This is a genomic window from Oscillatoria sp. FACHB-1407 (assembly GCF_014697545.1).
Taxonomy (GTDB): domain Bacteria; phylum Cyanobacteriota; class Cyanobacteriia; order Elainellales; family Elainellaceae; genus FACHB-1407.
Window position 1 is genome coordinate 288,593 of the sequence record NZ_JACJSA010000003.1, and the last position, 26,198, is coordinate 314,790.

21 protein-coding genes and 1 other RNA gene are annotated in these 26,198 nt (G+C 50.3%); 16 read left to right on the forward strand and 6 right to left on the reverse strand.

What is annotated here, in order from left to right; all coding sequences use genetic code 11:
• The first annotated feature begins 188 nt into the window (after positions 1-188).
• Complete coding sequence (locus tag H6G89_RS07235; protein ID WP_190504633.1) at positions 189-1,202, forward strand: type I glyceraldehyde-3-phosphate dehydrogenase; 1,014 nt, start codon at positions 189-191, stop codon at positions 1,200-1,202.
• Positions 1,203-1,726: 524 nt separating this feature from the next.
• Here the strand turns inward: H6G89_RS07235 and H6G89_RS07240 are convergent.
• Entirely contained in the window at positions 1,727-2,437 is a 711-nt protein-coding gene (locus H6G89_RS07240) for a response regulator transcription factor (protein WP_190504852.1), read from the reverse strand.
• Between the two features lie 362 nt (positions 2,438-2,799).
• Between H6G89_RS07240 and H6G89_RS07245 the strand changes: the two genes are divergently transcribed.
• On the forward strand, positions 2,800-3,405 hold the full coding sequence (locus tag H6G89_RS07245; RefSeq protein ID WP_190504634.1) for a CPP1-like family protein: 606 nt from the start codon (positions 2,800-2,802) through the stop codon (positions 3,403-3,405).
• Between the two features lie 83 nt (positions 3,406-3,488).
• Here the strand turns inward: H6G89_RS07245 and H6G89_RS07250 are convergent, their stop codons facing one another.
• Complete coding sequence (locus H6G89_RS07250) at positions 3,489-4,193, reverse strand: HAD family hydrolase (protein WP_190504635.1); 705 nt, start codon at positions 4,191-4,193, stop codon at positions 3,489-3,491.
• A gap of 78 nt (positions 4,194-4,271) precedes the next feature.
• Here H6G89_RS07250 and H6G89_RS07255 point away from each other — a divergent pair, with 78 nt between their 5' ends.
• Complete coding sequence (locus H6G89_RS07255) at positions 4,272-4,469, forward strand: hypothetical protein (protein WP_190504636.1); 198 nt, start codon at positions 4,272-4,274, stop codon at positions 4,467-4,469.
• Between the two features lie 280 nt (positions 4,470-4,749).
• On the opposite strand, the gene H6G89_RS07260 is transcribed toward H6G89_RS07255, so the two are convergent.
• Positions 4,750-5,232 (reverse strand): hypothetical protein, encoded by a 483-nt coding sequence (locus H6G89_RS07260; RefSeq protein WP_190504637.1) that lies wholly within the window; start codon positions 5,230-5,232, stop codon positions 4,750-4,752.
• 291 nt (positions 5,233-5,523) lie between these two features.
• On the opposite strand from H6G89_RS07260, the gene H6G89_RS07265 reads away from it, so the two are divergent.
• Positions 5,524-6,078, forward strand: a complete 555-nt coding sequence (locus tag H6G89_RS07265) for a L,D-transpeptidase (protein ID WP_190504638.1) — start codon at positions 5,524-5,526, stop codon at positions 6,076-6,078.
• A gap of 179 nt (positions 6,079-6,257) precedes the next feature.
• Here the strand turns inward: H6G89_RS07265 and H6G89_RS07270 are convergent, their stop codons facing one another.
• Positions 6,258-10,862, reverse strand: coding sequence for a CHAT domain-containing protein (locus H6G89_RS07270; RefSeq protein WP_190504639.1), 4,605 nt, complete (start codon positions 10,860-10,862; stop codon positions 6,258-6,260).
• Positions 10,863-11,092: 230 nt separating this feature from the next.
• Between H6G89_RS07270 and H6G89_RS07275 the strand changes: the two genes are divergently transcribed.
• The 4 genes from H6G89_RS07275 to H6G89_RS07290 all read left to right on the forward strand — a co-directional run bounded on the left by H6G89_RS07275 (position 11,093) and on the right by H6G89_RS07290 (position 14,006).
• A complete protein-coding gene (locus tag H6G89_RS07275; protein WP_190504640.1) occupies positions 11,093-11,230 on the forward strand; it encodes a hypothetical protein in 138 nt (45 codons plus the stop codon).
• Between the two features lie 3 nt (positions 11,231-11,233).
• Positions 11,234-11,407 carry a hypothetical protein gene (locus tag H6G89_RS07280; protein WP_190504641.1) on the forward strand — a complete coding sequence of 58 codons (174 nt, stop codon included), beginning with the start codon at positions 11,234-11,236 and terminating at the stop codon, positions 11,405-11,407.
• Positions 11,371-11,643, forward strand: coding sequence for a hypothetical protein (locus H6G89_RS07285; RefSeq protein ID WP_190504642.1), 273 nt, complete (start codon positions 11,371-11,373; stop codon positions 11,641-11,643). Before H6G89_RS07280 ends, H6G89_RS07285 begins: the two co-directional genes overlap by 37 nt.
• 332 nt (positions 11,644-11,975) lie before the next feature.
• Positions 11,976-14,006: an elongation factor G gene (locus tag H6G89_RS07290; RefSeq protein ID WP_190504643.1), complete on the forward strand. Its 2,031-nt coding sequence runs from the start codon at positions 11,976-11,978 to the stop codon at positions 14,004-14,006.
• Positions 14,007-14,189: 183 nt separating this feature from the next.
• Here the strand turns inward: H6G89_RS07290 and H6G89_RS07295 are convergent, their stop codons facing one another.
• Positions 14,190-15,071, reverse strand: coding sequence for a phosphodiester glycosidase family protein (locus H6G89_RS07295; RefSeq protein ID WP_190504644.1), 882 nt, complete (start codon positions 15,069-15,071; stop codon positions 14,190-14,192).
• 566 nt (positions 15,072-15,637) lie between these two features.
• Between H6G89_RS07295 and H6G89_RS07300 the strand changes: the two genes are divergently transcribed.
• Positions 15,638-15,973 (forward strand): STAS domain-containing protein, encoded by a 336-nt coding sequence (locus H6G89_RS07300; RefSeq protein ID WP_190504645.1) that lies wholly within the window; start codon positions 15,638-15,640, stop codon positions 15,971-15,973.
• A 466-nt stretch (positions 15,974-16,439) separates the two neighbouring features.
• Here the strand turns inward: H6G89_RS07300 and H6G89_RS07305 are convergent, their stop codons facing one another.
• Entirely contained in the window at positions 16,440-16,685 is a 246-nt protein-coding gene (locus H6G89_RS07305; RefSeq protein ID WP_190504646.1) for a hypothetical protein, read from the reverse strand.
• A gap of 470 nt (positions 16,686-17,155) precedes the next feature.
• Here H6G89_RS07305 and H6G89_RS07310 point away from each other — a divergent pair, with 470 nt between their 5' ends.
• The 7 genes from H6G89_RS07310 (at position 17,156) to H6G89_RS07340 (ending at position 26,048) form a co-directional block, all read left to right on the forward strand.
• Positions 17,156-20,554: a fibronectin type III domain-containing protein gene (locus tag H6G89_RS07310; RefSeq protein WP_190504647.1), complete on the forward strand. Its 3,399-nt coding sequence runs from the start codon at positions 17,156-17,158 to the stop codon at positions 20,552-20,554.
• 61 nt (positions 20,555-20,615) lie between these two features.
• On the forward strand, positions 20,616-22,391 hold the full coding sequence (locus H6G89_RS07315; RefSeq protein WP_190504648.1) for an ABC transporter ATP-binding protein: 1,776 nt from the start codon (positions 20,616-20,618) through the stop codon (positions 22,389-22,391).
• Positions 22,392-22,510: 119 nt separating this feature from the next.
• A non-coding RNA gene (gene ssrS, locus H6G89_RS07320) (6S RNA) lies at positions 22,511-22,695 on the forward strand.
• Positions 22,696-23,024: 329 nt separating this feature from the next.
• Positions 23,025-24,410 carry a thioredoxin-disulfide reductase gene (trxB, locus tag H6G89_RS07325; protein ID WP_190504649.1) on the forward strand — a complete coding sequence of 462 codons (1,386 nt, stop codon included), beginning with the start codon at positions 23,025-23,027 and terminating at the stop codon, positions 24,408-24,410.
• A 203-nt stretch (positions 24,411-24,613) separates the two neighbouring features.
• Positions 24,614-24,838, forward strand: a complete 225-nt coding sequence (locus H6G89_RS07330) for a hypothetical protein (RefSeq protein WP_190504650.1) — start codon at positions 24,614-24,616, stop codon at positions 24,836-24,838.
• A 155-nt stretch (positions 24,839-24,993) separates the two neighbouring features.
• Positions 24,994-25,674: a glutathione S-transferase family protein gene (locus tag H6G89_RS07335; protein WP_190504651.1), complete on the forward strand. Its 681-nt coding sequence runs from the start codon at positions 24,994-24,996 to the stop codon at positions 25,672-25,674.
• 35 nt (positions 25,675-25,709) lie between these two features.
• The gene (locus H6G89_RS07340) at positions 25,710-26,048 is read left to right on the forward strand and encodes a hypothetical protein (RefSeq protein ID WP_190504652.1); all 339 of its coding nucleotides are present in this window, start codon (positions 25,710-25,712) and stop codon (positions 26,046-26,048) included.
• Positions 26,049-26,198 lie beyond the last annotated feature (150 nt).

Below are 26,198 nucleotides of genomic sequence, written 5' to 3' on the forward strand. Positions count from 1 at the left end.
ACTCTTCACACTTTCTTCATATTGATCCCAATCCGTACCACTAAGTATTGAGACGGTTACTCCCTAAAGTGTATGATCTGGTTCATTAACAAATCCTGTTACAAAGAGGCAATGAATCTTCCGATTCTGCGAATTCGATGTCTCCTGTGAGAGGTTAAATGGTGATTCATTGAAGAGGGCAAGACGCAGTGATTAGAGTAGCGATCAACGGATTTGGGCGCATTGGGCGCAACTTTCTGCGGTGCTGGCTTACGAGAACAAACAGTCAAATTGAGGTCGTTGCCATCAACGACACATCTGACCCCAGAACCAATGCTCATTTGCTTACATACGATTCCATGCTGGGCAAGCTAACTGCCGACATCAGTGCTGATGACAACACCATCACTGTAAACGGCAAGACCATTAAGTGCACATCCGATCGCAACCCCCTAAACTTGCCCTGGGGTGCCTGGGATATCGACCTCATCATTGAGTCAACGGGTGTTTTCACAAGCAAAGAGGGTGCCTCCAAGCATTTAGAAGCAGGAGCTAAAAAGGTCTTAATTACGGCACCCGGTAAGGGTGACGATGGCACCTTTGTTGTAGGTGTTAATGATAAAGATTACGACCATAGCAAGCACACGGTTATTAGTAACGCAAGCTGTACAACCAACTGTCTAGCTCCGATCGCCAAAGTTGTTCATGAAAACTTCGGCATCATCAAGGGCACGATGACGACAACCCACAGCTACACCGGAGATCAACGGTTACTTGATGCTAGCCACCGCGATGTGCGTCGCGCACGGGCAGCCGCTCTCAATATCGTTCCTACAACAACAGGTGCGGCTAAAGCCGTTGCTCTGGTTCTACCCGAATTGAGCGGCAAGCTGAACGGTATTGCGTTGCGGGTTCCAACTCCCAACGTGTCGATTGTAGATTTGGTGGTTCAAGTTGAAAAGCCAGCGATCAAAGAGCAGGTCAACGAAGCTCTGAAAAATGCCGCAGAAGGACCGCTCAAAGGAATCCTGGCATACAGCGAATTAGAGCTTGTCTCCAGCGACTATCGGGGTCACGATGCTTCCTCTATCATTGACTCCCATCTGACAATGGTCATGGGTGGAGATATGGTGAAAGTTGTCGCCTGGTATGACAACGAATGGGGTTACAGCCAACGGGTTGTCGATCTAGCAGAGGTTGTGGCTCAGCGTTGGGTGGCTTAAGACCCGATCCGCGAAGAAGCTTAAGGAGATTGCAAAAGTAATTTGGTAATTCCTTGATGGACAGGGGGCTTTAGCCCCTTGCTCATCCCACTTATAGTTACTGAATTATAGCTGTAGCCACATCTGATGGGGCGGAGGCGAGTCGGAACGTTTCCCCGGAATCAGGGTTTGATCCATTTCCTTTGTCCTAAGTACAACTCGTCGTAAATAAGGGTGGGAATTTGGGATGCAGGGGTTCTACCCTTGGCTAGGGGCGTAGTCCCCACACCCTCCTGGTTTTATTTCCAAACCCTATCTGTGAATAGCCGTATTAAGCTTTCTGATTAAAGTTACAATTTCTCATCTATCTTCAATCGCAAAGTGAGGGTACATACTGTGCCCTCACTTTTATTTATAGCGATCGCCAGAACCGTTAGGGCATTGGATTTGAATCCTGCCGAGAGAGACGCGATTAATCGCGTCTGTCCTGTTGAGTACCTTATCTTAACTGAGGTAACTACGGCTATAAGTTGAATACTGATGCCTTAAGCCGGAGTGCTGGCAGAGTCAGGTGCTTCAAACTTGTACCCAACGCCACGAACGGTTTGAATCAGGGCAGGTTGAGTAGTGTCGATCTCAATTTTTTTGCGAATTTGCCCAATGTGGACATCGACAACCCGCTGATCCCCAACGTATTCGTAGTCCCACACTTTTTGAATCAGCTCTGCTCTGCGCCAGACGCGACCGGGGTGACTTGCCAGAAAATGCAGCAAATCAAACTCTAGGGCGGTGAGTGGTACAATCTCCTGATTAAGTGTGACTTCCCGTCGGACTGGGTCGATAGAAAGACCGTTGAACACCAGACATTGCTGTTCAGCCGTTGTGACTGGGCGTTGACGTTTCAGGATCGCACCTACCCTGACTTCCAATTCGCCTAAACTGAATGGTTTTGTCAGGTAATCATCAGCACCCTGAGCAAATCCTCGAATCTTGTCAGCCTCATCGGCACGACTGGTTAACATGAGGACAAAAACACCCGTCCGGCTTTGCATCTCTTGACAGAGCGCATATCCTGTCGCATCTGGTAAGTTAACATCCAGAATGACGAGATCGGGGTTAAATTGCTCAAACACCGCTAGGGCAGACTTACCATCTTCAGCAGACTCCATTTGGTAGTTCTGCTTAGACAGAAAGCGGTGAATCAATGTCCGGATTGACGGATCATCATCAACTACAAGAATTTTGGCTGAAGCCATAGCCATAGGTTGTACTGAGGAGGAGAGAGATATCTATAAATGTTGGATGAAGAGATCGATCGAGCAGTCAAGTTTGATGCAAATAGATTCAAAATTAACGTAGGCACCCTACATATATTAAGCGGTTATTCAACCAATTATGTGCTTAGAAACTCGTAATGCAAATAATTAGTCGTTAGAATTTGAAGATTTTTAAGATCCATAAAGGGGCAGGGTGGATGTATGGGAAGTTTTAGTTGAAATCTCGTAGTTAATTACACAGGGGTCAGTACAGCCAATCAGTGCTGTTTTTCTGAGAATGCCCCTAATTTTGCTATTGCCAATCATAATCGAGTATAGTGGGGGTCTTCTGGAGGTTATCAATGAGTGATCTGAATCACTATCAACGGCTTGGAGTCGATGAAAACGCTTCATTTGAAGAAATTCAGGATGCTCGAAATCGCTTGATGGAAGAGCACGACGGCGATCGCAAGGAGCTAGAAGCCATTGAGGCAGCGTATGATGCTGTCTTGATGGATCGATTGCGGCTGCGTCAAGAAGGCAAGATCAAGGTGCCTGATCGAATTCGGTTCCCTGAACGCCTGGTTGAACCTCCTCCTGAGTTTACTCCAGTTCCTCCAAAACAAACTCCGGATTGGTTGCAGCGTTTTATCGACACTCCCAGTCGAGCCGATGTCTTGTGGCCTGCTGGGATTTTTGCTGCCCTCAGTTTGTTAAGCTTGACGGCTCCTCCAGTAGGGCTGGCTCTGGGAGTCGGTTTTAGCCTTTATTTCCTAAATCGCAAGGAGCACAAATTTGGGCGTGCTTTCCTGCTCACTCTGCTGGGATTAATTGTTGGGGTAACGGCAGGTCTGTGGCTCAGTGGGTTTGTTCAGTCGTTTTTGGCGTCTGCGGGCGTGCTTCCGGAAACCTTTGCTGCCTGTGTCACCTTTGTACTGCTCTGGTTGATTACCAGTTTCTTGCGATAAGGGTGTGATGTAGGACGCAGCATTGGAATGACAACCTCCAGAATGGTTACCAGGCTTCCTCACTACCTGCTGCGTCTCTATCCTTAACCCAGGACGGCTCCATGGGATAGCTGTAAGGCTAAATCAGTTGCTTCACTCAAGTTGTTCACAATCCAGTCGGGTTGATATTGCAGGAGTTGGGTGCGATCGCGAATCCCGCACAGCACAGCAATGATCTGAATGCCGTGGGTTTTGGCAGCGATAATGTCGGCTTCTGTGTCCCCAATCATCCAGGTTTGTGAGACGGGGATCAGTTCAGCCAATGCTTGCTGCATGAGCAGGGGTTTGTCTTGCACATCAGTGGTTTTGACGTAGTCGTTGCTGAGGCAATAGCGGCGATCGCTGGCGAAAAAACGGGCAAGATCGTAGCGATCGAAGGCATCCTGTAGCTCACGAACGCGCCGCAGAGTCATGACCACCAGATCGATCTGACTTTGATTTTGAAGACGCTCCAGGGTGGCGATCGCCCCTGCAACAGGCGTGTCGTATTTGAGGTAAGGCAGGGTGTGAACCGTTTGTCGCCGTAGTTGGGCAAATTGTTCTGCTTGTGACTCATCTAATCCTGACATCAGCCCGATTTGTCGTTCAGGAACTTGCGATCGCTTGAGTTGCCAAAATTGAGGCTTAGATAAGATGGTGAGCGGTTGCCCTGGATGTTGCACGGTGTCTAAGCAGAATCGGTAGACTCGGTAATATCGCTCAGAGACATCCATAATGGGACCGTCAAAATCCGTAATAATTCTTATCATGCAAACCGCATTCCTGGGGAAAAGTGTAAATTTTTATTGCTCTCAAATCCTATTAAACCTGAGTTCGGGATCAGGATCTTGGCGATTCAAACCACAGCTATAGCCGTAGCCACACTCGATGGGGCGGAGGCGAGTCAGGAAGCTTTCTCAGCATCAGGGTTTGAGCTATTGCCGTGCCTTAAGCTGTCTGACCAAAGCTATACGAGAGCAAAACTGACCTGTGTCGGTCACCGAACCTTGATTTTTCGTAGTTCGCCTGTGCAGACTTGGCTCTAATAGCCGTGAATTGATTCGCCAGGTGTTTAACCTGAATTGACGTTATTAAAGTATGGCGATGGTATCTGTGAATAGCCTCTACGTTTTCCGATGACAAAACCTCGACTTGAACCATCAAGCCGAGGTTTAGTTTTTATCCCAACGCTAACTAATTCATATCCAGAAACTGGATTGACTAGTACAGCAAAAAATAAGTTTTGAAAGGGGTGAAGGGGTGGAACCCCTTCTTGAGGGCGAAGCCCCCAAACTCCCTACATTGCAGAACTTTGTGTTCGCAACACTAGTAGAGTGCCCGCACAGGTCCTGTCGGTGCTGGAGGCAGTGCGGTGGGTGCAGGAATCGTCTCTAAGCCGAAGTCATTGGGCGGAATATTGCTGGTGGTTTCGGTGGCGGGTAACAATAACAAAGAGGTGTCAAATGGATTAGAGACATCGGCCGTGCGAATCAGGGGATCACTTAATGCCTGTTGAGTGAAAACCTCTCGATACACTCGATTGACCGCTCGACCATCTCCGGCAATATTGTTTTCTGGAAAGGGTCCAATGATCCAGGTGATATTACCTGGAATGCCACGATTATCGTAAAAGTTTCCACTTCTTCGATAGTAAGCATCTTGAAATGCTTCCCAAATAGCAGGTCGCTCAGCTGCCTCATTTTGAGGCGTTTCATCGTCTGCATTTTGAGCAACAGCGGCATTCACAAATACCAGTGAGGAGACGATGAATGTGGCTAGACCCACTAAGTTTTTTGACCTCACGCCCATAAATTTAACCCTCAATTTTGCGATAATCGTAACTCATCTTGTTAGGTTTGATCCGATTTTTTTAAAATTATTGTTCCTAACGATGGAATTTTTTATCTCTACTTAGCAATCGCCAGCAGGATAGATGATCTCACAATTAGTTGGAGGGCATCATTAACAAATGCTCTATTCGATATAAAAATAGGGAAGAGCACCTTTGAAGCCAGACTAATTTGTCTTTAGGTGTGTCCTTTGTCTCAGGGTAAATCAATCCAATTAGTAGAACATTTTGGGCTGTTTTTAGCAGGAAATATGGGAACTAGAATTCAAGCGATCGCCCTTACCAGTAGTTTTCTCGCGATTGGGTTGCTGACTTCGCCAACCCCACTGCCAGCAAATGAGGTAATTCCCTATTACGAGTACAGCCATGGGCTAGCGACTAATCAAAACGGTACGATTGTTGATTTGGGTGACAGCCCTACTCACCTTGAAATTGATCTGAGCGATCGCCGATTGACGCTCTATCAGGGCGAGACGCAGCTGAAGTCCTATCCCGTTGCGGTGGGACGACGGGGATGGCGCACCCCAATTGGCAACTTTGAAGTAATGCAGAAGATTCAAGACCCAACCTGGGTCAATCCGCTCACTGGACAGGTAGTTGCGGGTGGCTCCGCTAACAATCCTCTGGGGCGTTATTGGATTGGTTTCTGGACAGACGGTTACAACTGGGTTGGAATGCATGGCACTCCGAACCCTGAATCGGTTGGTAGAGCTGTCTCCCATGGTTGTGTTCGGTTGTATAACCATGACATTCAAGAACTGTTTGCGATCGTGGAGGTGGGGACTCCGGTGAGGGTTGTGCCGTGAGGAGGAGAGTGAGGGAGTAGGGAGTGGGGAGTAGAGAGTAGGGAGTGGGGGAGAGACGCGATTAATCGCGTCTTTACGGTTCACCTATGACGCCATCACGCCATTATCCGTCACCCTATCACCCATTACCCCATCACTCTAAGACCCTCCCACCCCATCACCCATCCATCCATCACTTTCTACCAGGGGCTACCTACTAAGGTGAAGGCTGACCAGAAGAAGGGATGATCTAGCGGAACGGTTTGTTGAGTGGTCAGTTGCGGGGGCAGGGAAATGGAGTCTTCGGTGCCACGGAGTTCTCCTGCTACGAACTGCACGTCTCCCCGGATTAGGGCGAGTTGGGTCTGGCGGAGGGCTTCAGCTTTAGTTGGTGCAGTTTGCAGTTGCCGATAAAACTCGGTCATAAATGCCAGACTGCCCTCGTCGCTGACATACCACAGGCTGGCGAGAGCCGATTTGACTCCTGCTTGCAATGCCAATCCGGCAAAGCCCAGTTCGGCTTGTTCATCTCCCAGGGCAGTGCGGCAGGCACTCAAAACCAGCAACTCTACAGGTGGATCGTAAAGGTTGAGCAGGCGTAGCTGATTGAGTTGTAGCCTTTGATCCCAGAGCTGAATGAAGGAGTTGGCGGGTTGCCCTGGGCGAAACTCTGCATGGGTTGCCAGGTGGACGATCCCAAAACCACGGCGATCGCGCTGGAGTCGCAGGTTGCCCAGGGTAAATGAGTCGTTGAGGAAAGAAACCCCTGGGCGCGTTGCCGTAATTGCTTCTAATTCGATGGGCACAGCAGGAAGCGCGGCGAAGTTCTCAAATTCTGACGCTCCCATTGCTAGCAGTTGCACGTTGTTGAGATTGACATAGCTGGTATCAATCAGACTAATGCTGGGCATCAGATTGATGCTGTATTGCTCAATCAGAAACCGCTCTCCATCGTGGAGAGCTGCTATGGGGAGCGATCGCAGTCCGAAATCCATAATGAAGGACAGGGTTTGGATCTCGTTGGCAGCAAGGTCAGGTTGAATGGGTGCAATTAACCATTCATAGAGTTGTTGGGCAGTGGTGAGATAGTCGCTTGTTCGTGTGCCGAAGCGATCGGTGATTTGACTGCGAAAGCGATCGGCAACACGCCGAACTTGAGCACGGGTAACATCGGGAATGCGCTTACGAATCGGTTCGCCCGTTGCCGTAATGATGAGTAACTCAAGCTGATCATTGTCACGTGCCTGCAACAAGACAGTTGCTTCTGATCCAAGGGGATCGCCCTGGAGATATCGCTTGTATTGTTGAATGGCGTTTGTTTCCAGGGTTTCGTAGCTTAGCTCATTCGGCAGATCCGCTGGTACGAAGCTGATGTAGATGAGGGCTGTTTTGACCTGAGTGGCGGTTTGCAAATTGAACAGCGTGTTGCGAACTAGATTGAAGTCCTTTACCTGAAACAGTTCAGCAGGTAAGGATGGCGAGAAGTAGGGGTTGTCGTTGCCACGGATGGGCGAACTGTCAGGATTCAGGGGTGGAACGGGTGCGATGTCGGGTGGGCAATTGGGAGGACATTGCAGGGATGGCGGTGGTGGCGGTGGCGGCGGTGGCGGTGGCGGTAGTGGTGGTCGCGGATCGTCATTGGTCAGAATTTGAATATTGCCCTGAGTGAAATCACCCTGTAGCGTTCGGGGAGGAACGGCAGGGAGAGTGGTGCTGCCACTGGTGATGCTTCCCTGGGTGCCGTTAGTGGTCGCGTTGCCAACGATAAAGGGGGTGCGATCGCCCCCTCCATGTTGAATTGTGATTGCCCCACCCGTGTTGCCTGCGGTCGAGATGCTTGCCAGAATGCCATTGCGATCGCGAAAGCTGCCCAGTGCTCTAAAAAATTGTCGCGTCACGATGTTGACGGTGCCACCATTACCCGACCCACTCTGAGCGTTGATTGTGTTGACCTGCACATCTCCATTGGGGTCAAGGCTGACATCTCCGGCGTCGCCACTAGCGGATTGAGTGTCGATATCCCTCGTGGTGATGCGGTCTTGTGCGATTACAGTAACGTTTCCCGCATTGCTGGAGGCACGGGTGCGAATACTACCTGCCTGAACCAAGCCCTGTCGAGCCGTCAAAACTACATCACCACCTGTGCCACTACTTGCCGTTGCTAGAGTGTCACCATTGAGGGTGATCGAACCATCGCGACTGGTAGCGGTAATGGCACCTGCTGCCCCTGTTTCAGTTGAGGTGTTGAGTTGATTGGTGAAGATATCTCCGGTGGCCGTAATGGCGATCGCCCCTCCATCATTGACGCCTTCGTTAGCGGTGGTAATTGACCCTGCGCGAGTATCAACGATACCGTTTTGGCTGGTGAGGGTGATGGCTCGCGAGGGATTGTTAATGTCTCCGGTGAGGAGAGAGGTTCCTGCCAGCAGGGTAATCGTGGCATTATCTAAACCCAGAATGCTGCTTCCGGTGGTGTCAATTGAGCCGAGGGGCGATCGCACGGTTAAGGGATCGCTGACCTGTATAGTTTCCCTCAGGGTGATTGCTCCGCTGCCATTGGCACGTCCGATGGTGATGCTGTTGAAACCATTCAAGTCGTTTAACAAGGTGCCGAGGTCAAGTACGCCAGTGATAGGACTGGTATTGCCCAGAGCGATCGCCCGACTGGGAGCAAACGGCTGGATGGTCAGATTTCCGCTGCCTAACAAAGTAGCATCGGCACTTCGGGTCAGGTCATCGGTGGTGATGGTGATACTCCCCGTACCAGCGTTGATGGGATCAGCCAACGCAATGCTGTTGTTGGTTGCACTCGTCACCGTGAGGGTAATGTCTCCTCCATCGGAGTTAATTGGCTCAAGTGCCACAATCCCCTCCTGCTCAACGTTGTTGGCTGTGAGGGTAATATCTCCACCTCCAGAGTTTAAGGGTGCGTCCGATCCCAGGCTAATGCCGCGATCGCCCTGAAAGTCTGGCACTCCAATTGCGGAGGTTGATTCCCCTGTGATTTGAATGTCACCCCCACCTGAGTTAATCGGGCTGAGAATCGAGGCTCCAATGCCAGAGGCAAAAGTATTGCTAGAATTGCGTCCCCGAATCGTGACATCTCCCCCATTCGTGGTGATGAACTGCCCCGTATCCACCCTGACGGCTCCAGAACCGGAATTGTCGTTGTCGCCAATTAGCGTCAGGTTGCCGCCTTGCGTTGTGATGGTCGTATTTACTGCAATGTTGTTATTGGCTAAGGCCGTCAAGCCGACGCCAGCCGTCTGAATATTGATGGGAGAGCGAAAGGTAATGTTGTTGGTTGCTTGCAGCGTCACATTGGTGAGGGCATTGTTGATCAGTGCCACATCTAACGTATTGGGAGCAATATCCGGATCAGTCAACTCATCCACCTGGCTCAGGGCTGTAAAGGCAGTCGGTCCGATGCTGGGAGTTACAACGTCAATATCGGTCGGGTCGAGCAACAGTGTTCCGGTAATTCCATCGGGGGCGAGGGTGTTGACGGTTCCCTGAAATGCCAGGTTTTGTAGCCCGGAAACTTCGACAAAGCCACCATTGCCACCCCACTCGCCACCACGAGCCGTGATGCTGCCGTCAAACCGAGTGGTCTGGTCTGCCCAGACGATCGCCCTCCCCGCATCGGCTCGATCGCCCGGAAAGAGAGAAATGCCATCCACGTTGAGGCGTGTTGCCGAATCGAGGTAAGTGATCTGGGCGTTGGGAAGATTGCCGTTGCCCTGGTAGTCACCGCCAATACGAATCGTCCCGCCTTGAACTGGGCTAGAGGCATCGAGGGTAGCCGCAAGCAGGGCAATGCGATCGCCCACGACATTAATTTCAGGTTGAGAAGCTGGAGTCATCCCATTAGCCGCATCCAGGGTTCCTGAAACAATGGCGGTTCCGGGAATTGGGGTAATCGCGGTGTCTGATCCGGTGAGTTGTAGCGTGCCGTCCGCATTGACAATGAGTTGCGTAGCCGTTTCAATCGTTCCCCCGGTGAGCAATTCCGGCAGTGACAAGGGTGTAAAGGGCAGGGCAGGCTCCGCTAAATCACTACTCTCCTGAGTCTCTAGCTCCAGGCTCAACAGCATTCCCGATTGACTCAACCGGACTCGGCTTTCTCCAGGCACAGCGGCGATCGTGATATCTCCTCCGGGGGCTGATAGCGTTCCTGCATTGAGAACGGTGCCACCGATCAGGGTCAACTGCTCACCCGGATTAACCGTCAGCGTCCCGAAATTGACAACTGCTCCTGGTTCAGGGGTGTTGAAAACAAAGCTGGTCGGCTCTCCTACCAGGTTGGCGTAATCATTGGAGCCAAACGCACTCCAGGAGCGGGGTGAAGCAGTTTCCTCTTCGAGGTAACCGCCAAACCCAATGCCTGTAGCTGTCGTTGCGGTAAAGGACGCGGGAATGTCGAGCCGAGCATTGGCTCCAAACAAAATTCCGGCGGGGTTGATGAGATACAAATCAGAAGTGCCACCAGTGACCCGCAACAATCCATCAATCACCGATGGATCACCCCCCGTCACCCGTCCGAGAATGGCTTGAATCTGCGGGTTCGTCAGAAAATTAGCGACCTCATCAGCCCGCAACCCAAACCGCTCAAAGCTATGGAACAAATTTTGCCCATCGCCCGACAAGCGACCACCGCGAATGGTATGCACACCGCCCGATCGCTCAACGACACTGTCAGTGCCATCTGGTGCAGCCGTAATGGACTGAGCAAGAGAGTTATGGGGAGCGATCGCCACGCTGGAGGCAACAATTAGTGAAATCCAAAGCAGATCTGTCCTTGTCATAGTTGCCCCTAATCCTCACACGAGAGAATTTTACTGGTGGATGCAGTTTGTAAGAAGTACCCACTTGGGGTATTTACAGGGGTAGTACCAAGGCATGTTCTGAAGCTCCTTTCGGGGAGCATTGTCCCCAAGATTCAGGATTTTCAATAGATTAACGTCAGTTCGGGTTAAGAGCCTGGCGAATAAATTCGCGTCTACTAGAGCAAAGTCCGCCGTCGCGGACTCCGGAAATGGCAGGATTTGACGAACCGACGCAGGTTGGTTTTGCTCTAATAGCGGCGGTTTTAACCGCCGAAATCCTGACCCGAATTCACATTAGATTAGGGCTAACAGATAGCAACCCATGGGCAGGGGGGCAACGCTTTTGAAATTTGCGGTCTGGGCAACTGGTTGCCAATCCGGGTAGTGTGGGTGTTCCCACTGACGATGACGATGCTCCCAATTATCACGCCATGCAGAACTATTCACCTCTGGCATCCTACGCGGTGCTGGAACAGCAGGGCAACCGATGGCAAGTGAACTTAAGGTCGAGAAGATTGGGCTGATTGGATTACAACAGGACGAGTCGCAGCCGCCTAGTATAGCGATCGCCAAAACCATTAGGACATTGAATTTGAGTCTTGCCGAGAGAGCCGCGATTAATCGCATCTGTCCTGTTGAGTGTCGCGTCTTAACTGAGGTGACTACGGCTATACCTTACGAAACTATTGAGAACTGTAACAGCAGATTGCGATCGCTTAGTGACGTGAATTTTCCTAACTACGATCTTAGATCAGGTTAAGAAAGCGGTAATCTGAAATTAAGCCAGTCAAGTTGCTAATACCAAACTCTATCGATACACGGTTTGACATTAGCTCATCAACTCTCAACAAGAATTACATCCCGTTTGGCTGGTTTAGCAGTTAGAAATGCTTCGTCTCATCCTTCAGCTATCGGCACTGTGTCCACCTGGCTCTTTACCCTGGTTCTCTACAGTTTTGCAACCAAGTTGTAGCCAAACCCTCTATCTTTAACTCATCTGTTGATGGCTGAACCTCCGGTTTAGAGTGAGCTATTGCTTTGCAAATAGCTTGAACTTAATCACAATTTCTCATCAGTGAAAGTGAGGTTTTTATGAGTGCAAACGTGCTTTCCGGCTCACGAAATGTGGCGATCGTGGGACCGTATCTCAGTGGCAAAACAACCTTGTTAGAAAGTATTTTGTCTGTCACAGGAGCCATTTCTCGTAAAGGAAAAGTCGCTGACCGTAATACCGTGGGTGATAGCTCGACCGAAGCCCGCGATCGCCAAATGAGTGTTGAGTTGAATGCCGCCAGTACCGATTATGGCGGCATTCGTTTTACATTCCTCGATTGTCCCGGTTCCGTTGAGTTTGTTCAGGAAACTTACAACGCACTGATTGGGGTAGATGCGGCGATCGTGGTGTGTGAACCCGACGCCAATCGCGTGTTGACCCTGGCTCCATTGCTTCAGTTTCTCGACAATTGGGAAATTCCCCATTTAGTCTTTATTAATAAGATGGATCGCGCTCAGGGCAATTTTGCGGAGATTCTCCAGGCGTTAAAAGGAGTCTCTAGCCGTCCCCTGGTGCTGCACCAATATCCCATCGGGCAAGGCGAGTACCTCACAGGTTTCATCGATCTCGTCACCGAGCAAGCCTATCAATACCATCCCGGAGCACCCGCCGATCCGATTCCTTTGCCTGCTGACCTGGAAGACCAGGAGCAAGCGGCTCGACTGGAAATGCTCGAAACCCTGGCAGATTTTGACGATCACCTGCTAGAAGAACTGTTGGAAGAGATTAACCCTACAGAAGACGAAATTTTACAAGACCTGAAGATGGAGTTGGGTGCAGACCTGATTGTGCCCGTGTTTGTGGGTGTCGCAGAGCAAGACTTTGGCGTGCGTCCGTTGCTCAATGCCCTGCTACGAGAAGCACCCGATGCTCAATCTACGATTGAACGACGCGGTATTACCCTGGAAGACGCTCAAGCTCCACTGGCGCAAGTGCTCAAGACCTATTTCACTCCTCAAGGCGGCAAGCTGTCCCTCGTGCGGGTTTGGCAGGGCACGTTGACCGATGGTATGACGCTCAACGGCATTCGGGTTGGCGGTATTTATCAACTCGCTGGGCAACAACAGCAGAGCATTCCCCAGGCTCCCGCTGGTAGCATCGTCGCCTTGGGTCGATTGGAAGGCATCAAAACCGGAGATACCCTCAACACCGATGCTCAACTGGTGGATATGTTGCCCAAGGCAGAACGGTTGAATCCAGTCTATGCGCTGGCGATCGCCGCTGAAAAGCGCAGTGATGAAGTGAAGCTGAGTACTGCCATCAACAAACTGCTGGAAGAAGACCCATCTCTCTTCTGGGAGCAACACGGGGATACTCATGAGGTGATCTTGTGGGGACAGGGCGACATTCACCTGCAAGTCGCGCTCGATCGCTTGCGCCGCAAATATAACCTGCCGATGAACACCCACCTACCCCAGGTGCCTTACAAGGAGACCATCCGCAAAGCAAGCTCTGCGATACACGGACGCTATAAGCATCAAACCGGAGGACACGGACAGTTTGGTGATGTCTATCTGGACATCAAACCACTGGCACGGGGCGAAGGCTTCACCTTTAAAGAAACGATTGTCGGTGGAGTGGTGCCTAAGCAATACATTCCTGGCGTTGAGATGGGCGTGCGGGAATATCTGGGGCATGGTCCCCTCGGCTACCCGGTGGTGGATGTATTGGTGACACTAACCAACGGTTCCTATCATGGCGTGGACAGTTCAGAGCAAGCCTTTAAGCAAGCGGCTCGATTGGCAATGCAAGAAGGCATGCCCAAGTGTGAACCCACCTTGCTAGAACCGATTGTGGCAATCACGATCAATGTGCCGTCTGACTTCACCTCAAAAGTGTTGCGGCTGTTGAGTGGTCGGCGTGGGCAAATTCTGGGTTATGACAGCAAACCCAACTGGCGCGGTTGGGATCAGGTCTTAGCTCACCTGCCTCAAGCCGAAATGCACACACTGATTGTCGAGTTGCGATCGCTCACCATGGGCGTTGGCTTCTTTGACTGGCAGTTCGACCACCTGCAAGAAGTGCCTGACAAAGTGATGGAGCGGGTACTCGCAAAGAACGGCAAGTAAGGAGGAAAAGATAAAGGATAAGGGATAAAGGGATGAAGGATAAAAACTAGTGGTCAATTGTCAATCGTCAATTGCCATTCGTTTTTTCCTTCATCCCCCGTCCTTTATTATTCTTTCCTTTTCATCCTTTAACCTTCTATCTTTTATCCTTCAATCCCCTACTCTCTACTCCCTTACTCCCCTCTATCCTGGTCGATCACCTGCCTGAAAACGAAACCAGGAGTCGCGCAAAAATCGGGGGGCGGGATGTCGTGCGTCATATGCCACGATCACGTTAGTCAGTTCTCGTCCGGGTTGCATGAGAATTCTGCCTTGATACGCCAGGGCAGAGGACGAGCCACCGTCTAAGTTCATCGCTTCGCTACAACCGATCGCCCGCATGACACGAGCTTCTTGAGAGAGAGATAGCTCTCGCAGGAATGTCACCAAAATCAGCTTTTTGCCACTGGCCGGAAAGCCGATCGCCGAACGGGCTGCCACTCCAAAAATTCGCGGATCGCGAAACCCCTCGGTGCGAGGAGCCAACCAGACGCGCCCATTGCGCAATAAGCGTGGACCTCCGGTAATGGAAAACCAATGCTGATGCCAACTGGGTCTGCCATCTACCCGGGCTGTGATCAGTTCGGGGCGATTGCCAGCGCGAATTCCCAGCGTTGTTCCATAGTTTTCGTTGGGGCTGTACCGCAAAAACTCGCCCCCTGACACCAAATTGCCCATGATGCGCCGTTCGGCATCTAGACTAAAAAACGTGCCACTGGTGACAAAGGCAGCATGATAACGTGCCACCATTTGCCCAAAGGATTCGTCGCCATTTGTTCCGTAGGGGTTGCCCAGGTTGGGATTGTTGGCAAGTCCGATCGCCAAAAAGGTGTGAGGGTCAGATAAATCAATCACAGTTTGATATAGCGGCACTCCTGCAACGACGCTGCGCCGGAGATAGACTGACTGGGCGAGCGCGGGTGGTGTAAAGGAGGATAGCCCTGTAACCAACGCCGCCCCACTTAAAAACAGGAAAGACCGCCGCCCCAACTTGTTGGGCGTAGAAGAGGATTTAGAGACAGGCATAACCTAATGAGAAGAGAAAAGAAATGCAGATGAGGGATGAATGAGGGGAAAGGTTAATCGTTGAATTGTGAATGGTCGATTATGAGCGGCTCAGCTTCTTCCATTGCCCGCTGACCATTGACAGTTAACGATTGACTATTAACCAATTAACCAATGACCAATGACTATTAACGATTGACCATTGACTACTGACTACTGACCATTAACTACTAACCATTGACTGTTGACAATTGACCACAGGTCTCTCAGACCAACATAGTCCCCGCTATCATGCCCGAACAATCTTCGGTTCTTGCAGAATTGTCACAGAGGTTTGCAAAACAAAGTGGGGAATAAAGGGGCGATCGCACGTCGCGAACGGGCTGAAGTGATGCCGGAGCAAATTGCATCAAGGGCTACAGTCTCCGTATGAGTACTTAGCCAAAACTTTATATCCCAAATTCCTAGTTGAAGATTCAGTCAATCTACCTAAAATTAGTAGTCCTTCCGGAAAATTGCGGATATCGTCGTAGACATCAGGCATTGGTTTTCTGTTTTTAATTCTTGAAGTCAAACGGAACGAAGTTATGCAAACCCTCCTTGCCCGTCCTCAAATCGCTGCAATTCAACCCTCTGGTCACATTAATGCAGCGAACGCCGATGAGTTTCGTCAGCAATTGTTAGCAGGCATCACCGCTCAACCTGCTAAAAATATTGTGGTAGACATGGAGACTGTGGAGTCAATGGACAGTGCAGGTTTGGTGGCATTAGTTGCTGCTCTGACTCATGCTCAACAGTTGAATAAGCGGTTGATGATTTGTAGCGTTTCTTCCCGCATCCGCATCATCTTTGAATTGACTCAGTTAGATCGCGTTTTTGAAATGTTTGAAAACCGCACCGCAGCGGAAGTGGCGATCGCTTAATTAATGGTTTCAAGACCACGTTCCAAAGGTACCGTTTACTAGCAAGCTTCATTAATTCTTGAGATTGGGTTTGAAAAAGGGGATGAGGAGGGTAGTGATGCCTCCTTATCCCCTTTAGTCTTGATCAAGAATGAGTAAGGTACTGACAATCTTGCTGAAATATAGCTTTAGTCAGAAAGCTTAAGACAAAAGCAATGGTTGAAACACTGATTTTAGGGGGTTTCCTGACTCGCCTCCACTTTATCGGTGGCTACGACCATATAGCCCAAAGCATCAGCCTCATATGGATTGAATTCAGTTTAATTCAGTCGAGCGGTGAACTTTGTTCTGATAACCGCGAATTGATTCGGCTTACCTCGAATTGATGTGGTACGAGAGAGAAGTACGGAGGCTTTGCTTCCAGATAGCTTCTACCCCCGTCCCACATCTCGTTTTACCAGACCCTTTGGGCGCGATACATCAAAATTTAAGCTCGGCTCTGTCGCTTTGCGCGATTGAGTCGTCTGAGTCGGTGGATTGCCAATCCACACAACCCAATAAACATAATGTCTACAGCGATCACCGCTCCGACTTGTTGCCAGAGCTGTGAGGGGTTGGGGCAAGCAATTGGTGGTTCATGGGAGCACAGATAATCCCAGATGACAATCCAGGGAAGCGTTCCAAAAATCCACAGAATCCCAATGACAAGCAAAGAAACCCACAACTTCACCATCTGCGTCACCTCATGCAGTTATTGAACGTCAGGCACTCAATGAGCGGCTTTATTAGTTTCTGCTACGACAAGCGGTTAGCCTGCTCTCTCAAGAGATAGAAATTCTTGATTTTTGAAGTCATATTGCTCTGAAAGTTCCCTGATGTGTCCAGAGTGTTGGCAACGATCTCACCTCATAAGTGGAGCGATCGCCACTCCGCGACAGAGCTACATTGCAGCGGAATCAAAGTTAGCTCCCATCGGTGGACGCAATTTTGATAGCAATGGTAACTCAACAATATTTCTGGGCAGATTAAAAACAGCCAGTAAGTGACCATCTTGCATTGATGCCCCATCGCCCCAAGGTCTGTACTGCTCATCCTTAGCAAGCCAAAAGCTTAGCAAGCCAAAAGCTTAGCAAGCCAAAAGCTTAGCAAGCCAAAAGCTTAGCAAGCCAAAAGTATTTGTCACCATAAACTCAGGGAATAGCTATGCCTACCTCAGTAGACCTCAAAGGCGTCCGAATCTCTGGACTGGAGGTTACTTCAGCCTTCGTAAACGGTCAAATTTATCAATTTTCTAATATCTCCATTGGCGTTCTACCTCCTCTAACGGGCAGTAATCCCAGCAACACTGATCTCGTCCAGGTCAGTAACGGTAGTCTTTCCTACGATGGCAACACCTTAACCATCACTGGAGCATTTTCCGCGATTAAACCAAACGCTGGTTCTCAAGAGGACAGATTTCTCTACCAGGGCACGTTGACCTTCGACAGTTTGGATATTGCTAACGGCAGTGGCAGCCCTGATGATGCCTACGCTATTACAGCAACGGCTTCTGTGTCTGGTGCTTTGTTGCCCTACACCTTCATGCCTCAGAGCTTGACCTTTCAATCCGGGGGCAAAGACAATCCCCACACGCTAGTTGCCTCAGGACAAGTTACTCCAGGCGATAGCTACACCGATGTGTTTAATGCCTTTAACTTAGACGCCGTAACCCTGACCTACGGTGACGACCAGATCACCAATAATCTCAACCTTAGCCTTCAAGGTGGAAATTTTGATGTAGAGCTACCCTTCCTGGAACACTACAGCTTAGAAGCTGAGGGAGCAAACCTTGAACTGAGTATCAATCCCTTTAGCCTGATATTGACAGGCAGTTACAACCTCAAAGAGAAAGATGAAGAAGCACAAGACAAGACCGTTGGGAGTTTGCTTTTGAGTGGAGCAACCAATTCAATTGCCAACGCGATCGTTTTTCAACCATCCGCAACGGATGCATTCAGCTTCAACGGTTCCATTGCCCTCAGCAATATCAAACTCTTTGATGAGGATGCGATGAATCAGTGGATTGGATTCAACTCGCTAACCTACACCAGAAGTGGTGCCAATTGGACAGGTTCTGTGTTTGTCACGATCACACCTAATAAGGGTTGGGACAATGGCAGCCCTATTTTTGATTCTGAAAACGCTGAACAATTCGGTGGCACCATTGGATTTGTCAATGGTCGTCTCAATACCCTGGGATTTGATATTAACCTGCCAAACAGCCCTGGAATTCCCTTTGGTCCCATGGCTATCAAAGGGGGTGGTTTCTTTGTAACGGGACTTGCGCCAGGGCAACTCCGGGCACTAGCAGGCAACGTAGTGATGGCGTCCGAACTAACGCTGGAGGATACCCCTGTAGTCTCCTTGACTGCCGGAGTCGCAATCAACGAAGAAAGCATTGCTCTGCTGGTTGCCAGTCAGCAGGATATGTCTAACTTTTTGAATGAGATACAAGACGCTGAAAGTGGAACCAATGCCAGTGAAAGTGTCAGCAGCTACGCTGAAAACTTGCCGAAAGCGTGGGATGACGAAACTCCCGGTCTGAGCATTCTAGATGGCAGAACAAAAGCGAATGGTTCAGCCATTTTGGATTGGGAAAGTGGCATCTATGAGCTGGATGTGTCCGTTTCTTTATCGATTCCAGATGTCGCAGAAGACTTTATCCAGGGACAGGCAACATTCTCCATTGATAGTAATCTTGACTTCAAGTTATTTGCTAATGTCGATGTCGTGATTCCCGACAGTATTCCGTTGATTGGTGGCAAGCAACTGGCGGACGTTGGAGGAATCATTAACTACACCAACAACAATAATCGTTCTGATGACTTTGCCGCAGGTTGGTTTGAAATTGACCTGGGGTTCTGGAGCAAGGAGGTTGGCGGTCAGGTGAACTTTGATGGAACGACGCGCCTCTTGGGGGCAGATCAGATTGCACAACTGGAGGCAGCAGGGGCAGAGTCGGTTACGCCAGCCCAGTCTCAGGGTCTTACCTTTAATCGTTCTGGTGAGACGTACATGGCGATCGAAGTAAATTATGGCAGTCCGAACAACCGCCCCAGCAATGGTTTCTTTAGCCACGTCACGGCTACCTTTGAGGAAATCAATCCATCCTTCCTGGATGAATTCGTCCTACAGGACACGTTGAAAGCGGTTAATTTGCAAAGAGAGGCTCAGCTTGTCTACTCCACACCCACGTCTGATCTGTTCGTTTTGGGTGAACCCAACTCGCCAATTGATCTGACTCGATATCGGCTCACAGGCATTAACAATGGTTTGTTCACCAATTTTGATTATTCGTTTTACGACTTCAGCAATGCGGCTCCTCAAATTACGATTCAGCAGCTTGAGTTACAACAAGGAGCATCACGACTACAAACCACTTCACAGGCGCGATCGCAAGCCAGCAGGGGAACGGATAGCGTCACCATTCACTATGGAGCATTTGATGCGGATTCCAGAGCGAAAGTTAGCCTCTACTATGACACCGATGGCGAAGGCTACGATGGAGTGTTAATCGCTAAAAATCTCAGAGAAAGGGATCGTCGGAGCCGTTACATCTGGGATACGCGCAACCTGGATGCGGGCAAATACTACGTTTATGCGGTGGTGGAAGATGGCGGGAATGTGCCCCAGATGCATTATTTCCATCGCCCCATTGTCATCTCAGAGGCGGGAGCGTCGGCTCGTGTGACCGGAGTTGAGGCAGCCTGGACGGGCAACGACAGCGTTACCTTAAGTTGGTCACCCGCCCGTGCTAGGGATATTGCCTACTATGCGATTGACTATACCGATCAAGCATCGGGCATTTCAGAAAACCGTACGGTGACTGTCGGCGGTAACCAAACGAGCCTCACCATTCCAGATTTGCAGATTGGTGATATCTATCGCTTCACGGTTCGGGCGATCGACCAGGACGGCAATGACAGCCTGGAGAGCGAGTCAGTTGCTGTGCTGGTAGGCAACCGAGCCACTGCCAAACTGGAGGCAGGAGAGTGGCATTCCATGGCTCGACCGGGAAGACGTTACACGGCGACTCTTGACCTGGAGGATAATGAAGCCGCAACGCTACTCAAAGCCCCGAAAGGTGCAAAACTTAATCAGGATGGTCGGTTCTCGTGGCGAGTTGCACCGACGGCTTCGGGATGGCAGGAAGTTCGTATCCAAGTCACTGACCCCTACGGTCGCCGAGAGGTGATTGAGCGACAGATTTTTGTCCAACCTCGCCCAGGGCAGCGTTCCATCAGAGGTCAATCCTTTTCCCCTGCTGATCATCTTGTGGGTGAGGTGAGAGTGGGTAGTCCTGATCGGTTAACGGATAATTCCCAAGCGCTTGTGGGTACGTTGAGAGACGATCGCTTTATGTTGCAGCCCAATCGTTTTATCCAGATTAAGCACTTTGACGATGGAGAAGATTATCTGCAAGTCAAAAACACGACGTTTGACGAGTTTGATATTGTGCAGCAGGGCAAGAACACCCTGATTCAACTCGATGGCAAGACCATTGCTGAACTCTATGGACTTCGATCTTCCTTAATCACAGCTGCTGATTTCGTTCTATCGTGAATGAGCAACTTTGCTGTGAACAGACGTTAAGCTAGTGTCTGTAGCTTAGCAGAACGGTACTATGCGATCGCTCAATCGAGTCTTAGTCAGCCTCAAAGCCTATTGGCTCATTGTCATTGGGGCGATCGCTAGTTTGTTGTTGTTAACCGCAGCCAATGCGATTACCCCCCAACTGTTTCGTTGGGGTATTGATCAGGGTATTGCTCAGGGCAATCTACAAGTTGTGTTTTACAGTGCGATCGCAATGCTGTTGGTGGCGATCGCACGAGGTATTTTCAACTTTGGGCAAAGCTTTTGGGCAGAGCAGATTTCCCAGAATGTTGCCTACGATCTGCGAAATAGGATCTTTAAAAAGATTCAAAATCTAAGCTTTAGCTATCACGATCAAGCACAGACCTCGCAACTGTTGACGCGCATCACCAGCGACGTGGAGCAGATTCGCACTTTGATTGGCACGAGCCTGATCCAGGTGGTTAGCTCGGTGGTGACGCTGGCTACGACTGCCATCATTTTGCTACTGATGAACTGGCGATTAGCGTTAGTCACGTTATCGGTGGTTCCGCTGGCAGGCTTACTGCTGGCTCGCTTCCTGGCAAAAAATCAGGCAACCTTTGCTCTGGCTCAAGAACGGTTGGGCGACCTCAACGCCGTACTGCAAGAAAACCTGATGGGCGTGCGGGTCGTGAAGGCATTCGTGCGAGAGTCGGCTGAGATGTCTCGCTACACCGACCTCAACGATGAGTTAATTCAGGTCAATATGCGAACGATTCAAGCGATTCGCAATACCTTTCCCTACATTTTCTTGTTAAGCAACTTGATTGGGGTTGCAGTGATTGCCTATGGTGGCTTTCAGGTGATCGAAGGCAGCTTTACCATTGGTGAATTAGTGGCATTTAATTCCTATCTATTGCTGCTGTTGCAACCGATTTTGTTAGTTGGCTTTGCGGCTCCTGTGATTGCTCAAGCTGCTGCCTCTGCCGATCGCGTCTACGAAGTCGTAGATGCCCAGATCGAAATTCGCAATCGTCTCAATGCTATTCCCTTAAAAGATTGCATTGGGCGCATCACGTTTGAGAACGTCCATTTCCGCTATCCCGGTGCGACCACGGAAGCCCTCAAGGGCATCTCTTTTGAGACACGTCCGCGAGAACTGATTGCCGTTTTAGGCATCACCGGATCGGGCAAAAGCACGATCATGAACCTGATACCTCGTTTCTACGATGTCACCAAAGGCTCCATTCGCATTGATGGGGTGGATGTGCGAGATCTGCAACTCGAAAGTTTGCGATCGCAAATTGGCATCGTCTTTCAGGAGACGACTCTCTTTTCCGGCACCCTGCGGGATAACATTGCCTACGCTAAACCCAACGCCTCACTGGATGAAATTATCGCGGTTGCCAAAACGGCTCAAATTCACGACTTTATCGACAGCTTGCCAGAGGGCTACAACACCGTCGTCGGAGAACGGGGCATTGGCTTGTCTGGTGGGCAAAAACAACGAGTGGCGATCGCCCGAACTCTTCTCACCGACTACCGCATTCTGATTCTGGACGACAGCACCTCCGCCGTTGATGCCAAAACGGCGAGTCAGATCCACGAAGCACTGGATGATCTAATGCGCCACAAAAACTGCACCAGTTTCGTGATCGCCCAACGCATCAGCACCATCAAAAACGCCGATCGCATCTTTTTAATGGATCAGGGCAAACTCGTCGCCTGCGGCACCCACGAGCAACTGATGCACACCAGCCCGCTCTATGCCTTCATTCTGGAATCGCAAATGCAAAAAACAGGGACTACACCGCGATCGAGCCTGCTCAAGCATCCTCCATTTTGAGGAGGGAAATGGGGAATAGGGAGTAGGGAATTCAGAAGCAAGGGATCTAGATCACCTGTAAGAGTGATTTTGTTGCCTTACTCTTGTCGCTCCTTCCCCATTGGCTACAATAGGGAAAGGTTCTACTGCGGCGTTGGTGACTGCCAATAACGTTTTATGATCTACAACTCTACTCATAAGGGGAGCAAGATGTTTCAGTGGCAGTAGACTGGGCAAGTACCCAGAAACTTAAAACTGGAGCCAAGAACCCCACCTGGATTTATCCAGGTCAAAAACTGAGGTAAGACGGCGTTGTGGGGAACTCATTAATTTTTTATCCCTTGTCATTGCGACGAGGGAATTTTTGTTTAAGGACTGAGTGCTGAGTGATGGGGTTAGGGTGAAGGTTGCGTCACGCTTTGCAGGGCTGATGGAGTGTGGGGTGATAGCGTGACGGGGTGATCGGTGAACCGTAAAGACGCGATTAATTGCGTCTCTTTCCTCCACTCCCTCACTCTCCCACTCCTTTACTCCCTCCCTCTCCCACTCCCTCTTCCTTCCCTCCTCATACTTCAATTCAATTCTTTACTTTTCTCCACGGTACACGTTATAGTGGTTAAAGCGTAGTCGTTATGAGTTCATTCAAGTACATCTATGACAAACCCACCCGTTGAAAACGTTGTCATTATTGGTTCGGGTCCGGCGGGTTACACTGCCGCCATTTATGCCGCACGGGCAAACTTAAAACCATTTGTGTTTGAGGGATTTCAAGCAGGAGGGCTACCGGGTGGACAGCTAATGACCACGACCGAAGTCGAAAACTTTCCCGGTTTCCCAGCGGGTATCACCGGACCTAACTTGATGGATAACATGAAGGCTCAGGCAATTCGCTGGGGTGCAGAGTTGGTAACAGAAGATGTTACCCATGTAGATTTCAGTCAGCGTCCGTTTGTGATTCGCTCTGAAGAACGAGAAGTCAGAGCGCATAGTGTCATCATTGCTACAGGTGCAACAGCAAAACGATTGGGCTTGCCCTGCGAACGTCAATTCTGGAGCCGGGGCATTTCTGCCTGTGCGATTTGTGATGGGGCAACTCCGATCTTCCGCAGTGCTGAGTTAGCGGTTGTTGGTGGAGGTGACTCTGCCGCCGAGGAGGCAGTTTACCTGACTAAGTACGGCTCTCATGTGCATTTGTTGGTGCGAGGCGAGAAGATGCGTGCCAGCAAAGCGATGCAAGATCGGGTGTTGAGCAATCCTAAGATCACGGTTCACTGGAACACAACTGTCCTGGATGTGTTTGGTGAGGAAGATCACATGAAGGGATTAAGACTCCTGGATGTGAAGACTAAAGAAGAGAGCGAGTTGCATGTTCGCGGCTTGTTCTACGCGATCGGGCACACTCCCAACACATCTCTCTTTAAAGGTCAGATTGAATTGGATGATGTGGGTTACATCGTTACCAAACCCGGTTCAGTTGAAACCAATGTAGAAGGGGTTTACGCCGCAGGCGACGTGCAAGATCACGAGTTCCGTCAGGCAATCACGGCGGCGGGCACAGGCTGTATGGCAGCCATGTTGGCAGAACGTTGGTTGTCCGTGAATGGTTTGGCGCAAGAGTTTCATCAATCAGCCGACTCAGAGAAACCCGCTGAGGAGCACCACTACAAAACTGAAGAGGAGCAAGCGGCTGAGTTTGACCTCAATCGGACTCGTCATGTGGGTGGCTATGCGTTGCGGAAGCTGTATCACGAGAGCGATCGCCTGATTGTGGTGAAGTATGCCTCTCCCACTTGTGGTCCCTGTCATACGCTTAAGCCGATCCTGAGCAAGGTAGTGGATGAGTTTGACGGTCAAGTTCACTACATCGAGATTGACATTGAAGAAGACCCCGACATTGCCGAGTCGGCGGGTGTTACCGGAACTCCCACTGTGCAGTTCTTTAAGGACAAAGCTCTGGTGACTCAACTCAAAGGCGTAAAGCCCAAGAGCCAATATCGGGAAACCATTCAAAGCAACTTGAACACGCCTGCCGTCGTTTAAGTCGCTGAACGTGAGGTGAATTTGAGCAGGATGGCGATCGCAACCGCGTAAACTGTCCTGCTTTTTGCTTCTCCCTTTTTGCAGATGTTGGAGGTAATAGCAGCCGATACAAGTGATACGGCACGAACCAGAAACCCTTCAGTTTCTAGGATTGTGTCTCTACATCACGTTGGCTGTGATCACACTGTTTTAAGGAGAAGTTTATGAACAAGAAATTTGTAGGACTATTGTTAGGGCTGGGTTTGGCGGCTGTTTTAGGGGCATGTGCGGGTGGTGAAACATCATCTCCAACCGAGTCTCCTGCGGGAGCACCTGCCGATCCTGCTGTGGCACCGGAGTCTCCTGTTGACGCACCAGGCAAGGCTTCACCTACTGACTCTCCTTTACCTGGAGCAACACCAACTCCTGCCACGTCTCCGTCGTCATAAAGGTTTCGCTTTTCCTCAAAGTTTTTCCATAAGGGGAACGGCTGGTTCAAGGCAACCCACACTCATCTGGTTTTGAGAGCCTGCGTTCATCGTTGGCAGCGACTCTCTTGATAGGATGGCTGTTGTGGGTTGTTTGTTTATAGTCAGTTCACAGCATGCTGTTATTACAATTCAGCACCTCGCACTACTGCCGCAAAGCTCGATTGGCATTGGGCTATAAGGGTATTGCGTTTGCTGTAGAAAATTTGACCCCTGGTGTTCATGCCTTACGAGTCAAGCCTTTGACGGGAGCTACAACCCTGCCAGTGCTCTTGCCCCAAGTCGAGGGCAAACCTATCGCCATTGGAGATTCCACTCACATTTTGCAATTTTTGGAACAGGTTCAGCCTGACCCGCCGTTGTTGCCTGTGGATGAAGCCCTGACCCGTGAGGTTTGGTTACTAGAGGATTGGCTAGACGAAAGCATCGGTACGGCAACTCGTTTCGTCTACTATGACTATCGGGCGGGCGAAGGGAAGCAGATTGACCCATCTCTAGCCAGTCAGGTGGTGATTCGAGTGGTGCGATCGCAATATGGTATGAATGCGGCACGGGTGCAGTTAGCAGCCGATCGCCTGAGTCGGGCACTGGAGATTTTAGGAGAACGGTGGCAGTCACAGCCTTATCTGGTCGGGGACTGCTTGACAGCGGCGGATATTGCAGCGGCGGCTCTGCTGAGTCCCCTGGCTCTCATTCCCCACTATCGCCAGACCTACCCATGGCTGTTTGACCGCATTACCGAAATTCATTGCCGCTGCGGGGAACCTTTACCCCCCGGTTTAACCGTCAACTCATGAAAACGACGCTGATATTGCTGATATTTAGGAAGGGTATGGGACGTCAACATCGCTGGCTGATGTGGGGGTGGAGTGCGATCGCCGTTGCGTTGCTTTATACCGTTCCAGGAGCGATCGCCGCTGAAGTTGTTGCCGAGGCAACGCTTCCCCCTCCCGATGACCTACCCGAAGAAGTGGCACGAACGCAAATTATTTTAGAGGGGCGATCGCCTGTAGATGGTCGCCCGCTCACAGCAGCAGAGTATGCTGAACTGCAAGCTCAGTTAGAGGCTCGCGATCGCGCTCCGCTCTTACGTCGAGAGATTCGACAAGTCATCTTCCTGCTACAGTTTCGTCGCGGCATCTATGATCTGCTGCCGTTTTTACCAGAGTAGGGAGAGGCAAGAGGGAAGAAGGATCAAGGATCAAGGATCAAGGATAAAAGGGAAGAGAAGATGTAGGAATAAAGGGTGATGGGGTGATGGGTAAGAGATAAGAGGTGATAGTCTACTCCCTCTCTCCCCTACTCTCCCACTCTCTTACTC

Excerpts from the sequence above, each read along its gene's own strand:
- H6G89_RS07315 (WP_190504648.1), top strand. The coding sequence starts at position 20,616 with ATGCGATCGCTCAATCGAGTCTTAGTCAGCCTCAAAGCCTATTGGCTC.
- H6G89_RS07300 (WP_190504645.1), top strand. The coding sequence starts at position 15,638 with ATGCAAACCCTCCTTGCCCGTCCTCAAATCGCTGCAATTCAACCCTCT.
- H6G89_RS07245 (WP_190504634.1), top strand. The coding sequence starts at position 2,800 with ATGAGTGATCTGAATCACTATCAACGGCTTGGAGTCGATGAAAACGCT.
- H6G89_RS07285 (WP_190504642.1), top strand. The coding sequence starts at position 11,371 with ATGGCAAGTGAACTTAAGGTCGAGAAGATTGGGCTGATTGGATTACAA.
- trxB (WP_190504649.1), top strand. The coding sequence starts at position 23,025 with ATGACAAACCCACCCGTTGAAAACGTTGTCATTATTGGTTCGGGTCCG.
- H6G89_RS07310 (WP_190504647.1), top strand. The coding sequence starts at position 17,156 with ATGCCTACCTCAGTAGACCTCAAAGGCGTCCGAATCTCTGGACTGGAG.
- H6G89_RS07295 (WP_190504644.1), bottom strand. The coding sequence starts at position 15,071 with ATGCCTGTCTCTAAATCCTCTTCTACGCCCAACAAGTTGGGGCGGCGG.
- H6G89_RS07305 (WP_190504646.1), bottom strand. The coding sequence starts at position 16,685 with ATGGTGAAGTTGTGGGTTTCTTTGCTTGTCATTGGGATTCTGTGGATT.
- H6G89_RS07240 (WP_190504852.1), bottom strand. The coding sequence starts at position 2,437 with ATGGCTTCAGCCAAAATTCTTGTAGTTGATGATGATCCGTCAATCCGG.
- H6G89_RS07335 (WP_190504651.1), top strand. The coding sequence starts at position 24,994 with ATGCTGTTATTACAATTCAGCACCTCGCACTACTGCCGCAAAGCTCGA.
- H6G89_RS07250 (WP_190504635.1), bottom strand. The coding sequence starts at position 4,193 with ATGATAAGAATTATTACGGATTTTGACGGTCCCATTATGGATGTCTCT.
- H6G89_RS07260 (WP_190504637.1), bottom strand. The coding sequence starts at position 5,232 with ATGGGCGTGAGGTCAAAAAACTTAGTGGGTCTAGCCACATTCATCGTC.
- H6G89_RS07265 (WP_190504638.1), top strand. The coding sequence starts at position 5,524 with ATGGGAACTAGAATTCAAGCGATCGCCCTTACCAGTAGTTTTCTCGCG.
- H6G89_RS07290 (WP_190504643.1), top strand. The coding sequence starts at position 11,976 with ATGAGTGCAAACGTGCTTTCCGGCTCACGAAATGTGGCGATCGTGGGA.
- H6G89_RS07270 (WP_190504639.1), bottom strand. The coding sequence starts at position 10,862 with ATGACAAGGACAGATCTGCTTTGGATTTCACTAATTGTTGCCTCCAGC.
- H6G89_RS07330 (WP_190504650.1), top strand. The coding sequence starts at position 24,614 with ATGAACAAGAAATTTGTAGGACTATTGTTAGGGCTGGGTTTGGCGGCT.
- H6G89_RS07275 (WP_190504640.1), top strand. The coding sequence starts at position 11,093 with ATGGCAGGATTTGACGAACCGACGCAGGTTGGTTTTGCTCTAATAGCG.
- H6G89_RS07340 (WP_190504652.1), top strand. The coding sequence starts at position 25,710 with ATGGGACGTCAACATCGCTGGCTGATGTGGGGGTGGAGTGCGATCGCC.